Origin of the sequence: Asanoa siamensis (assembly GCF_016862555.1) — a bacterium.
Classification (GTDB): domain Bacteria; phylum Actinomycetota; class Actinomycetes; order Mycobacteriales; family Micromonosporaceae; genus Asanoa; species Asanoa siamensis.
The window spans coordinates 1-13173 of record NZ_BONE01000066.1; the positions used below are offsets into that span (position 1 = coordinate 1).

A 13173-nucleotide genomic window follows, 5' to 3' on the forward strand; every position below is an offset into this window, starting at 1 on the left:
CGGACGACCCGGACTCTGCCACAGGTATCGACTGATCAACCGGCGTCGGACCCGGCTTGCGGTCCGACCACAACTCCGTCCCCGACGACCCAGACTCTGCCGCAGGCATCGACTGATCACCCGACGTCGGACCGGGCTTGCGCTGCGACCACAAATCGGTCGCCGAGGACCGCGATTCCGCCGCAGGCGGCGACGGATCGCCTGCCGCCGCATGCTCCAGTTCCGACGCCGACAACCGCGACTCCACCGGGGCTGCTGACTGATCACCAAGCGCTGGGCCGGGCTTGCGGTCCGACCACAAGTCCGTCGCAGACGACCGCGATTCCGGCCTGGCCGCCGGCTGATCAGCCGCCGTCGGACTGGGCTTGCGGTCCGACCACAGATCGGTCGCCGACGAACCCCGCTCGGCCACAGCAGGCGCATCGTCGGCCGTCGGGGAGGGCTTGCGCTCCGAGAACAGGTCGGTCGGTGGGGCCGCATCGGCCGTGGGCCGCGGGTTGCCCGGGCTGCTCTGCCCGGGTTGACGCCTGGTCCACAGGTCCGTCGCCGATGAGCCAGGCCGCGCGACGCCCCGGCTGCCCGCAGCCGGGGTTTGCTCGTCGGGCCGGGTTCCGGCGGTGGTCGGCGTCGCCACGGTCGCTTGCGGGTCGGTGGCCGCGGATCCGGCCCGCGCTGCCGGCCCCGCACCCTCGCTAGGGGCGTGCGGCGGTGCCGGCTGGGACGGGGCACCGGCGGTCGGCGGTTGGCCCGTCCAGGTCTGCGCGCCCGCGGGGTTCGCCGGCGACTGACCCGCCCAGGACTGCGCTGTGGGCAACGCGCCCTGGCCGCCTGGCTCGCCGCCGGCGGGCGCCGGGCGACGGGCCGGCATGGACTGCGCGCTTCCGGACTGCGAGGAGCCGGCTTCCGGCGTCTCGGGACGCGCGTAGGGTGCACCGCCCGGACTCTGGTCGGGCCACTGCTGGGCTGCCGGTGCTTCGCCCGGTCGGGCAGGCCAGCGCTGCGTTCCGTCCGTACCACCGGAAGGCATCGCAGAGCCGGGCCAAAGCTGCCCGGCCGTCTGCGGCGAATTGGCCGGTGCCGTCGTCGGCGGGGCGGACGCGGCGGGCGACGGCCATGCCGGCGCCGGCCGTGCCGGGCCTCCGCCGTCTGGCCAACCCGGCGCCGGGGTCTGCGGGTCGGTACCCCGGGTCGTGCCCGCAGCGCTGTCTGGCCAACCCGGCGCAGGGCTAGGCGCGTCCGTGGGACGCGTCGAACCCACGCTGTCGGCCCACCCCGATGGCGGGCCCTGCGCGTCCGTGGGCCGCGTCGGGCCCGCACTGTCTGGCCAGGGGCCCTGCGTTTCGGTGGGCCGGGTCGGGAGCGCACCGTCGGGCCAGCCGGACGCGGTGCCAGGCACCCGGCCGCTCGCCGGGCCGGGCGGGGTCGCCCGGTCGGGCGTACCCGGGGCGGGTCTGCCCTCAGTCGAGCCGTTGGTGGGCGACCAGGCCGCGGGGCGCGAGTCGTCATGAACCGGCCGGCGGCCTGGGCCGGCCTGCTCCGAGTCGGATCCGCCGAATAAGCCGCCGCCGGAGGTGGGTCTGGACGGCGGGCGAGGAGCCGGTGGCGGCGTGCTGAAGCGGCCGGGCGGGCTGAGCCGCGCCGGATCGTCGCGGAACGGCGAGCGGGGTCGCATCTGCGGCGCCGGGCGGTCGGTGACCTCGCGCGGGGGGTCGGCCCCGGGGCCTAGGGAGCGCGGCGGCGGCTGGTCGCCGTGCACCACCGGTGGCGGCCACGCCGTGCTGTCGCCGTTGGTCGCGGGTGCGGGCTGGCGGCCGTACCCGTTGTCGTCGGGCCGTTGCTGGTAGGGCGTGGCGTCCGTGACCTGCGGCGGCGGCAGCGGCTGGAACGGCGGTGGCGCCGCGGGCGACGACGGGGTGGCATCAGTGGGGGCAACCCCGCCCCGGCGCCGGCCGGAGGCGATCGGCGAGTCGAAGCCGGGCGGCCTGGTCGGCCGGTTGCGGCGCGGCGGCTCGATGCTGTCGGGTTCGAGGACCGGCCCGGTCACCGCGGCGGCGCGGTCGACGAAGGGGGGTTCGATGATCTCGCCCTGGACGACCTGCCCGGGTACGGAGGCCCGCGCGCGGGCCCGCGCCGCCGTCTCCGCTCGGTCGAGGCGGGCGCGGGCGCCCATGGTGCGGCCCGGGAGCCGCACGTCGCCGCGGGCGAGTTGGGACACGAACCAGGCCGGTAGGTAGCCCTCGATGGGTAGGCCCGGGTTGACCGCCAGCCACCACTCCAGGTTGGGCCAGCTGGAGGCGAGGTCGTGGTAAGGCATGCGCCGGGCCGACCCGGCGTTGTCCGCCAGGCATATGCGCAGAGCGTCACCGGATGTGAAGGCGAGGACGTGCGTACGGCCGTTGGTCGTCCAGGTGCCCCAACCGACCGGCGCGCGTCCGGCGAGTGCGTCCGCCGAGACGGGGAGCAGCAGCTCGGAGCGGGCCAGGATGCGGAAGTAGAGTTCCTGATCGCCGGCGCGGAGCGCGTCCCGCATCGCCGCCTCGACCTCGGTGGCCGGTTCCCAATCGGTCACGGCCACCCCCTTCCTGGACAGGCCAGACGCATCGCGTACAACCTACAAGGTGTCAGCTAGATCACGATGTAGGGACGTCACTGGCTGTATCACCCGCACCGCTCGTCGATACCGTCGCGATCCGAACCCGCGGGTGGACCCGAAAGGTGCTCGACGACCGCCGGTTGCGCACCCCGTCCCTTCGCGACCGTAGTCGCCGCCGCCTTCTCCCTGCCAATCGTCATCTTGCCAGTTGCACCAGGTTCCGTCATCGCCCAGCGGACCCGTGCGGGCGCGCTCCCGACCGGGCGCCGACAGCCGCGATCCGCCGCCGTGGCGGCCGACCCGCGACCGCCCACGTACTGACCTGGCAACCAACACCGGCGTGACGCTAGCGGTAGTCGACCTCCATGTGGAGACGGATGACCCGCAACTCCGCGACCGGGTGACAATCGGCACGCACTTTCTGGACATCGGACAGGGCAACCAACCTCGCCTCCTGGGCGCCGCCGGCAAGGGTGGTGCCGGCGGCGCCCCGCTCCGCCCACCTCACTGGAAGAGGTTGGTGTTCTTCTTCTCGGTGCTGAGGTAGTCGGTCGCCGAGTCGTCCAACGCCCGCTTGATGTCGCGGAGCATCGCCTGTAGGTCGGCCGAGGCGGCGCGCCAGCGGCTCTGCCGTTGGTCGTAGGCCGCTCTGGCCTCGCCGTCCCATGTGGCCACCAACGGTGCCGCGTCGCGCTCGAGCTGGCCTAGCTGCGTGTCGAGGGTGTTGAGGGCCTTCTGGATGTCGGCGCCGGCCTGCTGCAGGGCGGGAAAGTTGACGACCAGGATGTCGTCGCGCATCGCGGGTCTCCTCTACAACGGCAGCTGGATGCCTCGGTTGGTGGTGGCGATCCGGCTGGCGGCCTCGCTGTCGGTTGCTTCGTATTGCCGTCCGGCGGTGCGGATCGCGCCCGCCGTCTCGCGTAGGGCGCGCTGCATGGCGGCCTGATCCTGGCCCCATTGCTGTTTGACCTGCTCGAAGGAGCGGCCGCCGGCACCGCGCCAGGCGGTCTGCAGGACGGCCAGCTCCGCCATCAGGTTGGTCAGCATGCTCTGTAGGGACTGGTCGACCTGCTCGAACCTGGCCGCGGTCTGCTGCATCACCGCGGCCTGTGCCTGCGTCTGGGACACCCGGACGTCACCCCGCTCTCACGTCGAAGTTCGCGAATGTCTCGCATGCCGACGCTGACGCTAGTCCTTCGCGGCACACGTTCGGTAGCCCCGACAGCACCTGCTGTGGACAACCTCCCGCCTGTGGATAACCTCAGACCGGCTCCCGCGCCCGGGCAGGATCGAGGGATGCATCAGCCTCCACCAGCGCCACCACCGCCGCCGGCAGGCGCACCGGCCGCACACCGCCATATCCGAGCATCGCCAACGTGTCGGCGCCGACAACCGGGTGCCGGCGGCCCAGGTCCGTGACGATGCTGACCGTGCCGCCGGTCGCGCCGGGCGCCGGAACCGCCTCGACCAGGGCCGCTCGGCCCGGCGGCACGGACACAGAGGCGGCGTCGTCCGCGCCACGCGATCTGGCGACATCCGCAACATCGGGCACGGCGGCGCCGGCCACCACCTCGGCGACGCCGCGTTCGTCGCGCACCACGGCACACAGCGCACCCCCGAACGACTCGACCAGCGAGGGAGTCACCGTGGGCACCAGACCGTCGGGCACCAGATCCGGCACCTTCGGGATGGCCGCGAACCGCCCCTGGCCGAGGTCGACCGGCCGGTCCTGCCGGTTGGCCGTCAGCAGGAGGTCGGCCTGCACCTGGGTGATGCCGGCGAGGCCGTCGCGCAGCGCCACCGAGAACTGCCGGCCACCACCCTGGCTGGTCACCACGAACACCTCACCGATCCGCGCCGACGGCACGGCGTCCGAGCGTTCGCCCGTCCCGGCGATCCGCGGCACGGTCAGGTCCGCGCCGGCCGGCAGGGCGCTCAGCAACGCCTGCCCGGCCGGAAACGGACGCGCGGTGGTCCAGCCGAGGGCGGTCAACGCCAGGGCCGGATCGCGTACGCGGTAGCGGTGGCTTTGCCACACCAGATGAAGGGAGCCGTCCGGATGAGTTGCCAGCACCGCGCGGTCTCCGAGTGCAGTGCCGCCCGAGCTCGTCGCGCCGACGAGCACCACCGATGCGGGCCCCGGCACGGTGCAGACGGTCCAGGGTGGACCGAGCAGGCGACCCGAGGCCGGCAGCGACTCCGGTGCGTCGGCGATGCCCAGCGTGCCGCCCCGGGGCACCCCTTCGATGGAACGGCGCGACACGAGCACGGTCTTCGGCTGGGGCGCTCCGACTGCGAGCAGCGCCGACGCGTAGTTGGCCGCGAGGTGCAGCTTGCCGTCGCGGTAGACATAGCGGGCACCGGACTCCCGTTCGACGATGACGGCGGAGCTGTCCCGCCACCGCGTGCCGCCGCCGTCGACGAGGGCGCCATAAACGACGAATCCGGCCAACGCCAGCACAGCGACCAAAACCCCGGCCAGCACGGCACCGGCGGCGTGCCGAAACGGCGGCTGCGCCGGGTCGGTCTCGTGGGTGACCAGCGCGGACACCACCCGCTGCACCATGAACTGGTGGGAGTGCAGCTGATCTTGCCGGGACGGCATCGAGGCTCCCTTGTGGGCACTGACGGTCTTAGGATGCGGCGAGTAACCGCGCCGAATACGGAGGGGAGGCTACCCCGATGGCATCGATGACGGTGGACCCCTCACGGAAGATGGTGCACTCGCCTCCACAATGGATCCGCGTGCGCCTCGGCCAGATCCTGGTCGCCCAGGTGGCGCTCGCCGGCGTTTTGGCCGCGAGCGGCCGTGGACCCATGCTCCTGGCCACCGCGCTGGCTGCCGCGGTCGCGGTAGCGGTCGTCGCTTTTGCCCGTGTGCGCGGCCGATGGTTGTTCGCCTGGTTGGCGACATGCGTCCGGTACGCGACACGCCGCCACGTCCTGCCGGCTCAGGCCACCCCGGCGGGCTTGGCTGCCTTCCTGGCTCCGGACCTGGCCACGACTGACGAGGGCGCCTTCGTCGACGCGGACGGCATGGTCGTGGTCTTCGAGCTCGAAGAGCCGATCGCGGGTCCGGGAAGCGCGCTACCCGACGTCGAAGTTTTGCTCGATGGCCTCCGTGCCCACGACATACCCGCGAGCGCCGCACACGACGGCAGGGAGACGGTCCTGCGTGATGGCCTCGAGGCCGCCATTTCGGGCCATGGTGCGGAGGCTGGCGGCAGGCTCAGCGCCCGAGGAACACCGGTCGTCTGCATCGAGCTGCTGGTGACGGTCGCCCGGGCGCCGACGGCTCGGCAGGAGGGCACTGCGGCGGCGGCGTCGTACCGCCGGCTGACCGGCGATCGGGTGCTGACGCTGCGGCGGACGTTCGTCGTGCTGCGGGTTGGGCGGCCGGTCGGTCGGTCCGACGGCGATCTACGGCCGACGGTGGCCCGCGTCGCCCGGCGGGTTGGCAAGCGGCTTGGTCCGCATCGCCGTCTTGGCAGCGACGACGCGCTAGCCACGGTCGCGGAGCTGGTCCATCACGACGGCAGGTCCGCGGTTGACGAGCGCTGGGCGCACATCACGATCGGTGGGCTGTGTCAGGCCGGCTATCGGTTGAGAACGGCGGATGGCGACCGTCTCGTGCGGGAGGTGCTAGCCCTGCCCGCGGCGGCGACGACCGTCGTGGTGGGCAAGGCCGACGGACTGGCGATCCGCCTGGCCGCGGAGTCGCCGAGGCATCTGGCCCAGGCCGATCGCGCGCTGCGGCACTTGGCAGCCGTCGAGGGGGCCACTCTCGAACGGCGGGACGGCGACCACCGCTTCGCGATGGCCGAGACCTTGCCGTTCGCCGGGCATTCGCGCTCACTCGGGCTCGGTTCGATCGTGGCGCGGGCGGGTGCCTGGTCGAGCCCGCGCCCTGCCGAGACACCGTCGGCGTCGGGCAGAGCAGGCGGATTGAGCGCAGCAGAGGCGCCAACACCGTCGGCGCCCGGCAGGGCCGGCGGATTGAGCTCAGCAGAGGCGCCGACGCCGTCGGCGCCGGGCAGGAATGGCGGAAGGAGCGCAGCAGAAGCGGCTCGGGTTCGTGAACCGGCACCTCTGCCGGGACAGGTGCAGCCCGGTCGGCCCAGGCCGAGACCTCGACCACCGCGCAGGCACCCCGTGGCCCCGAACTCACGGGACACCTTAGTGAGCCAGCCACTCCCCTCGGCCGGCATGGTGCTCGGTTACGACCGGCATGGGGCGCCGATTGTGGTCCGACTACACCGGGTGGGCGGGACGCGGATCGTCGTGGTGGCTGGGCTGGCGACCGCGCAGGTCCTGGCCCTACGCGGGCTGGCGTTGGGGGCGCGCCTCGACGTTCGGACCCGCAGGTGGGCGGCCTGGCACGGCTTCGCCGAGGAGGCGGCCGGCGCCGTCGACACCGTTACGGTCACGCCCGACGCCGCACCGCTGCAGCACTGGCCGGCGCCCGGCAATGCTTCGGCTTACGCGGCTCGGCCGCACGGGACGGCCAGCGGGCCAGCCGAAGGAGCGACCCCGATGCACCCGCGCCTGACAGTCCTCGACGTCTCCACGCGCCGACGAACGCCGGGCTCACCAAATGTCGCGGTGTGCGACGCTCCGACCGCGTCTCCGTTCGGCACCAACGCCGCCGCGGCAACGGCTAGCGCGGTGATGAGCGCCAACGCGACGGCGGCTCGCTCGACGGCCGGCGCAATTCCGGCCCGAGGTCACCCTCCAGCCGGCGTCGGCGGGGTGGCGGTGTCTCGGCGGAGAGCAGGCAGGCGGCACATTCTCGAGTTGGATGGGCCGGACGACTACGGGCACGACCCGCCCGCCACGGACGACGAGCGGCCCGAGCCGGTGGGCGAACGGTGGCACACCGTGGTGGCGGTCCGGGACGAGCTGGTGGAGGGCGACGCACAGCTACTAGCGGAAGCGGACCTCGTCATCATGCGGACGACCTTGAGCCCCGACGAGGCCGCTCTCGCCGCCGACGCACTCCGAATCCACGACGCCGCCGACTGGTTGGTGCGGGGACGCGGCGACGTGGTCGCCGTCGTCAGTGCCGGCGCCGTCCGGTGGGCCGCCGTGCGGACCACGCCGATCGAACGTGCACTCACCGAAACCCGGAACCGCTGAGACAACACCGAGTGGCGTCGATGGGTTGCGGGCCGTGAGCAGCGCGGGAAAGTGCCGGTCAGGGGGCGACTCCGGGCGATCTCCGTGGCACTATGCCGCCCATGGGTTTCATGAAAGGTGTTCTTGTCAGGCTGTTGGCCACCGCGTTCGCGTTCTGGTTGGCCACCCTGATCATTCCCGGCATCAACCTGGACACCGACTCCACCGGCGAGGTCGTGCTGACCGTCGTGTTGGTCGCGGTGATCTTCGGTGTCGTGAACGCCGTGCTTCAGCCGATCATCAAGACGCTGGGGTGTGGGCTCTACATTCTGACGCTCGGGTTGATCGCGATCGTGGTCAACGCGTTGCTCTTCATGCTGACCGGGTGGATCGCCGAGCAGGTCGATCTTCCGTTCGAGGTCGAGGGGTTCTGGCCCGCGGCCGTACTCGGCGCGCTGTTCGTGAGCCTCGTCACCTGGGTGCTCGGCCTGATCTTCGATCGCGACTGATCCCGCCCGCAAAACGGCGGAAAGCGGCCCCGCCACGGGCCGCCGGGACGGCATTGGCCCGCGACCGCGCACCGGTCGCGGGCTAACGTCGCCTGCGTGGATATGACCACACGGCACGGTTTCGCGCGCCCGACTCCCGACCAGCCCACCGACGCGACGATCTGGACCGCGACGCGGGACGGGTACGAGCTCTCCAGCGATCCCGGCCGCATCGACGTCGACCGGGTCCACCACTGGTTGGCGACCGACAGCTACTGGGCCGCCAACCGCCCCCGCGACATCGTCGACCGCTCGCTGGCCAACTCCATCCCGCTCGGGATCTACAGGAGCAACACCCAGGTCGCCTTCGCCCGGATCGTCACCGACCACGCCACCTTCGGCTGGCTGTGCGACGTCTACGTCGACCCGGCCGAGCGTGGCCACGGCCTCGGCACCTGGCTCGCCGAAGCCGCCCGGGACCTGCTCGCCGAGCGCGGCGTCCTGCGCATCATCCTCGCCACCTGGGACGCCCACGGCGTCTACGCGAAGGCCGGCTTCGTGCCCGTCGCCCGGCCGGACCGCTGGATGGAGATCGACCGGCGGAACACCCCATGACGGAGCTGCGCAAGGGCTACCTGTTCGGGCTCGGCGCGTACCTCCTCTGGGGGTTCATGCCGATCTACATCAAGCAGCTCCACGAGGCCGGCTCCGTCGAGATCCTCGCCCACCGCGTCGTCTGGTCCGTCGTCCTCGTGGCGCTCCTGCTGCTCGCTCTGCGCCGCGGCAAGCAACTCCTGGCCCTGCTCAAGCGCCCCAAGGCCCTCGCCGCGATCGCGCTCGCCGCCGCCCTGCTCGCCGCCAACTGGTGGATGTACATCTACGGCGTCAACAGCGACCGCGTCGTCGAGACCGCGCTCGGCTACTTCATCAACCCGCTGGTCACCGTCGTCCTCGGCGTGACGGTCCTGCGTGAGCGGCTGCGGCCCGCGCAGTGGGCCGCCGTCGGCATCGGCGCCGCCGCCGTCGCGGTGCTCACGATCGACTACGGGCGGCTGCCCTACATCGCGCTGACGCTGGCGGTCACCTTCGGCGGGTACGGCCTCGTCAAGAAGCGCCTCCGCCTCGCCGCCGCCGAGGGCCTGCTCGTCGAGTCCGGCGTGCTCGCGCTGCCGTCGCTCGCCTACCTGATCTGGCTGACCAGCACGCCCGACAGCACGTTCGGCGACGAGCCGCACCTGACGATCCTGCTCGTCCTCGCGGGCGCCGTCACCGCCGTGCCACTGCTCTTCTTCGCCGGCGCGGCCAACCGGATCCCGCTGACCGCGCTCGGCATCCTGCAGTACCTCACGCCGACCCTGCAGCTCGCCCTCGGCGTCTTCCTCTACCACGAGCCGATGCCGCCGGCCCGCCTCGCCGGGTTCGCCCTCGTCTGGGTCGCCCTCGTCGTCTTCACCGTCGACGGCTTCCGCACCGCCCAACGCACCGCCCGGGCCGCCCGAGCCAAGAACACCGAAGCAGCGCTGGCCACCAACTAAAGACCCGCCGGGCCAAACCAAGGCCTGCCGGCCAAAACCACCGACAAAGGCCACCACCTACGGCACGTCGTACGCCAGCAGCGCCGTCCCGTCGTATCGCGTCAGCTCCAACCGCACCAGCTCACGCCCGGTGAACCGGGTCGCCCCGTTCATCTCGACCGTCTCCCCCGCCGCCGCCATCCACGAGCCCACCTGTTCCTTGGCCCCGTCGGCGCCGTGCGCCACCAGCCGGAACGTCCACGCCTTCTTGCTGTCGCCGCCGGCCTTGTACGTGCACCGCATGCTGATCTCGGTGCCCCACTTGGTCCCGTTGAGCCCGACCTCCGCCGTCACCGGCACCGTGCCGCCGACCGGCTCCATGGGAACCAGCTTCACGTTGATCTGCGTGCCCCGGCCGGCGATCTGACCTGCCCCCGACCCGCCACCGAACCAACCGGCATCGACCCCGGCCACCCCGACCCCGACGACGGCCGCGAGCCCGGCGGCGACCAGCGCCGCCCCGGCGTACCGCCGCCGCCGCGACCGCCGGATCCGGCGCCGCTCGGCACCGACGGCGGTCAGCAGCGCGGGCATCCGGTCGGGCAGCGGCGTCGACGGCGACAGGTCCAGGCTGTCGGGATCGGTGAGCCGCCCCAGCAGACCGGGCAGCACGGCGATCTCCGCGACCGCCTCGCGGCAGGCCGGGCACCCGGCCAGGTGCCGCTCGTACTCGGCGCGTTCGCTCGGCGACAGGGCGCCCAGCACGTAGGCACCGTCATCGAGCGCGTGCGGGCAGTGCGTCACTGGGTCACCCCCATCTCCTCCAACACAAGTCGCAACGAGCGCAGCGCGTAGTGCGTGCGCGATTTCACCGTGCCTGGCGGCACGCCCAGCCGGACGGCCGCCTCCGCGACCGAGCGGCCCTGGTAGAAGCACTCGACCAGCACGTCGCGGTGCGCCGGCGAGAGGCGGGCCAGCGCTTCCGCGACCGTCCAGGCCTCGACCGCCCGGTCGGCCTCGTCGACCTCGGGCGGTGGTTCGGGCAAGTCGTCGGTCACCACCTCGCCGACCCGCGACGCCCGTCGGCGCCACGCGTCGATCGCGAGGTGTCGTGCGGTCGTGAACAACCACGCCCGCACGGAGCCACGCTGTGGGTCGAGCGCCTCCGGATGGCGCCAGGCCCGCAGCAGCGTCTCCTGGACCAGGTCTTCGGCCCGCTGCCGGTCGCCACTCACCAACCGCAGCGCGTGCGCGAAGAGTGCGTCACCGTGCTCCTCGTTGAGTGCGCGCAGCAGCTCAGCGTCGTCGTCGGCCAAGCTCTCGGGCCTCCCCTGATCTGTGTCAACCCAACGCACGCACGGTTGGCGGCAGTGGTTCAGCCGTTTCCGTTGTCGGGTGCACCCAATGCGTCGGAGACCGAACGCGCCACGGTGAGTAACTTCGCCCGCACGACGCGCGCGGACGTCATCATCTCGGCGGCGGGTAGCGAACAGGCCAGCACGACCCGGCGCTCCATGTCGCGATCGGGCGTGACGATCACGGCCGCGCACGCGACGCCAGGTCGATATTGCCCCATCTCGAGGTGCATGCCGCGGCGCTCACCGGCGGCCAGGTCGCTCTCGAACGCCTCCGTCGAGGTCAGCGTCTGCGGCGTGAACGGCCGCATCCCGTATTCCCGGAGGTAGCGGAACCGCTGATCGGGCGTCAGCGTGGCCAGCAGGGCCTTGCCGAGCGCCGTCGCGTGCGCACCCTCGTCGAAGCCGGGAACCATCTCCTCCAGGTACGGCGACCGCGGGCCCTCCGCTGCCGCGGTGACCGCCACCTGACCGCCGACGAATCGGCCGAGGTAATGGCTGTAGCCGGTGTCGCCGGCCGCCTTGCGCAGCGCGTCGCCGACGGCGGGCGGGCCGCGGAACGCCGCGACCAACTCCCGGTAGCGGTCGGCGACCTCGAGCCCGACGATGTAGGTGCCGTCCTCCCGACGGATGACGTAGCCCTCGTAGGCCAGCGTCCGCACGAGGTGATAGGTCGTCGCCACGGTCAGCTCGCAGCGTCGGGCGACCTGTTTGACGGTCAGACCCTTCGGGGCCCGACCCACGGCTTCCAACACCCGCAGGGCGCGGGACACGCTGCGAATCAGGTCCGAGGGTTCTGCCAGAGGGTCGCGCACACCCACCTCCGGGGGCCGGGGCTTACACCATATGAAAAAGCGCCCGTCCGCGAAATGCCTGTTGGTATCGAGAACGCCAAATTTCTCGACACGGAGCGTCGATGCGTCCGATACGCGGAGTTCATCCGCCCCGCAGTGTCGGAGACCTGACCAAGGCGAGCAAGATCAATATAAAGCGGTCCCGGGTCCGCCGGGGACCCGACCGTCGCTCCCGCCGGTGACCGCTCGCTGACGCTTCGCTGCCACGCTCGCGCCGGGTCGCGCACCCGAAACTGTCAGCCGGTCCGGTCGGCGATGAAGTCGCACAGCGACTCGAACGCGGCCCGCGTCGAGTTCTCCGGCAGCGGGGCGAGCCGCTCCCGCGCCTCCTCGGCGTAGGAGCGCACCGTCTCCCGCGCCCGCTTCATCGCGGCCGACTCACGCAGCAGGCAGAGCGCCTCGGCGTGCAGGTCGTCGTCGGTCACCGGCCCGGCGGACAGGATCTCGCGCAACCGGGTGGCCGACACGTCGGTGTCGTCGGAAGCCAGCGCGTAGAGCACCGGCAGGGTCGGCACGCCCTCGCGCAGGTCGGTGCCGGGCGTCTTGCCGCTCTGCGCCGACTCCGACGCGATGTCGATCAGGTCGTCGGAGAGTTGGAACGCGATACCCATCTTCTCGCCGTACCGGGCCAGCGCCTCGGTCTGATCCTGCGTCGCTCCGCCGAACATGCCGCCGAACCGGGCCGACGTGGCGATCAGCGAGCCGGTCTTCTCGGCGAGGACGTCGAGGTAGTGCGCGACCGGGTCCACACCGGACCGCGGGCCGACCGTCTCGGCGATCTGACCGTGCACCAGCCGGGCGAACGTGCGCGCCTGCAGGCGGACGGCCTCGGTGCCGAGATCGGCGGCGATGTCGGCGGCCCGGGCGAACAGGTAGTCGCCGACCAGGATGGCCACCGAGTTGGTCCACCGGGAGTTGGCGCTGCGGACGCCCCGGCGCACGGGCGCCTCGTCCATCACGTCGTCGTGGTAGAGCGTCGCGAGGTGGGTCAGTTCCATCACCACCGCGGCCTGCACCACCTGCGGCGCGGTCGGGTCGCCGAACTGCGCGCCCAGTGCCACCAGCAACGGCCGGAACCGCTTGCCGCCCGCCTCGACGAGATGCCGCGCCGCTTCCGTGACCATCGGGTCGGCACTCGCCACACAACTGTGCAACTCGTCTTCGACCGATGCCAGGACCGCACGCACGGACGCCTCGACCGCCGGATCGACGAAGTCGAGCCCGATCGAGGTCAGCTCCTCAGCCCCCCTCACC

Annotated in this window: 12 protein-coding genes and 1 pseudogene; 5 read left to right on the forward strand and 8 right to left on the reverse strand. The window is 72.2% G+C overall.

Features of this window, described 5'->3' with window-relative positions:
* Window positions 1-1847: 1847 nt before the first annotated feature.
* A complete protein-coding gene (locus tag Asi02nite_RS41920) occupies window positions 1848-2234 on the forward strand; it encodes a hypothetical protein (RefSeq protein WP_239127279.1) in 387 nt (128 codons plus the stop codon).
* Here the strand turns inward: Asi02nite_RS41920 and Asi02nite_RS43000 are convergent.
* The 4 genes and pseudogenes from Asi02nite_RS43000 to eccB all read right to left on the reverse strand — a co-directional run.
* Window positions 2134-2569, reverse strand: a pseudogene (locus Asi02nite_RS43000) (SseB family protein); the annotation flags it as partial. The gene Asi02nite_RS41920 and the pseudogene Asi02nite_RS43000 sit on opposite strands and share 101 nt — an antisense overlap.
* 528 nt (window positions 2570-3097) lie before the next feature.
* On the reverse strand, window positions 3098-3391 hold the full coding sequence (locus tag Asi02nite_RS30680; protein WP_203717490.1) for a WXG100 family type VII secretion target: 294 nt from the start codon (window positions 3389-3391) through the stop codon (window positions 3098-3100).
* A gap of 12 nt (window positions 3392-3403) precedes the next feature.
* On the reverse strand, window positions 3404-3721 hold the full coding sequence (locus Asi02nite_RS30685) for a WXG100 family type VII secretion target (RefSeq protein ID WP_203717491.1): 318 nt from the start codon (window positions 3719-3721) through the stop codon (window positions 3404-3406).
* A 133-nt stretch (window positions 3722-3854) separates the two neighbouring features.
* Window positions 3855-5198 (reverse strand): type VII secretion protein EccB, encoded by a 1344-nt coding sequence (eccB, locus tag Asi02nite_RS30690; protein WP_203717492.1) that lies wholly within the window; start codon window positions 5196-5198, stop codon window positions 3855-3857.
* A gap of 212 nt (window positions 5199-5410) precedes the next feature.
* Between eccB and Asi02nite_RS30695 the strand changes: the two genes are divergently transcribed.
* From Asi02nite_RS30695 to rarD, 4 genes are all read left to right on the forward strand, one after another.
* The gene (locus tag Asi02nite_RS30695; protein WP_203717493.1) at window positions 5411-7729 is read left to right on the forward strand and encodes a hypothetical protein; all 2319 of its coding nucleotides are present in this window, start codon (window positions 5411-5413) and stop codon (window positions 7727-7729) included.
* Window positions 7730-7830: 101 nt separating this feature from the next.
* Window positions 7831-8217 (forward strand): phage holin family protein, encoded by a 387-nt coding sequence (locus Asi02nite_RS30700; protein ID WP_203717494.1) that lies wholly within the window; start codon window positions 7831-7833, stop codon window positions 8215-8217.
* Between the two features lie 159 nt (window positions 8218-8376).
* Window positions 8377-8811 (forward strand): GNAT family N-acetyltransferase, encoded by a 435-nt coding sequence (locus tag Asi02nite_RS30705; protein ID WP_203717519.1) that lies wholly within the window; start codon window positions 8377-8379, stop codon window positions 8809-8811.
* The gene (gene rarD / locus Asi02nite_RS30710; RefSeq protein WP_203717495.1) at window positions 8808-9731 is read left to right on the forward strand and encodes an EamA family transporter RarD; all 924 of its coding nucleotides are present in this window, start codon (window positions 8808-8810) and stop codon (window positions 9729-9731) included. Before Asi02nite_RS30705 ends, rarD begins: the two co-directional genes overlap by 4 nt.
* Before the next feature lie 57 nt (window positions 9732-9788).
* On the opposite strand, the gene Asi02nite_RS30715 is transcribed toward rarD, so the two are convergent.
* The 4 genes from Asi02nite_RS30715 to Asi02nite_RS30730 form a co-directional block, all read right to left on the reverse strand.
* Window positions 9789-10514: an anti-sigma factor family protein gene (locus Asi02nite_RS30715; RefSeq protein WP_203717496.1), complete on the reverse strand. Its 726-nt coding sequence runs from the start codon at window positions 10512-10514 to the stop codon at window positions 9789-9791.
* Complete coding sequence (locus Asi02nite_RS30720) at window positions 10511-11005, reverse strand: sigma-70 family RNA polymerase sigma factor (protein ID WP_239127274.1); 495 nt, start codon at window positions 11003-11005, stop codon at window positions 10511-10513. The genes Asi02nite_RS30715 and Asi02nite_RS30720 overlap by 4 nt, the downstream gene beginning before the upstream one ends.
* An 80-nt stretch (window positions 11006-11085) precedes the next feature.
* Entirely contained in the window at window positions 11086-11880 is a 795-nt protein-coding gene (locus Asi02nite_RS30725) for an IclR family transcriptional regulator (RefSeq protein WP_203717498.1), read from the reverse strand.
* 275 nt (window positions 11881-12155) lie between these two features.
* Entirely contained in the window at window positions 12156-13154 is a 999-nt protein-coding gene (locus Asi02nite_RS30730) for a polyprenyl synthetase family protein (RefSeq protein ID WP_373312355.1), read from the reverse strand.
* Window positions 13155-13173 lie beyond the last annotated feature (19 nt).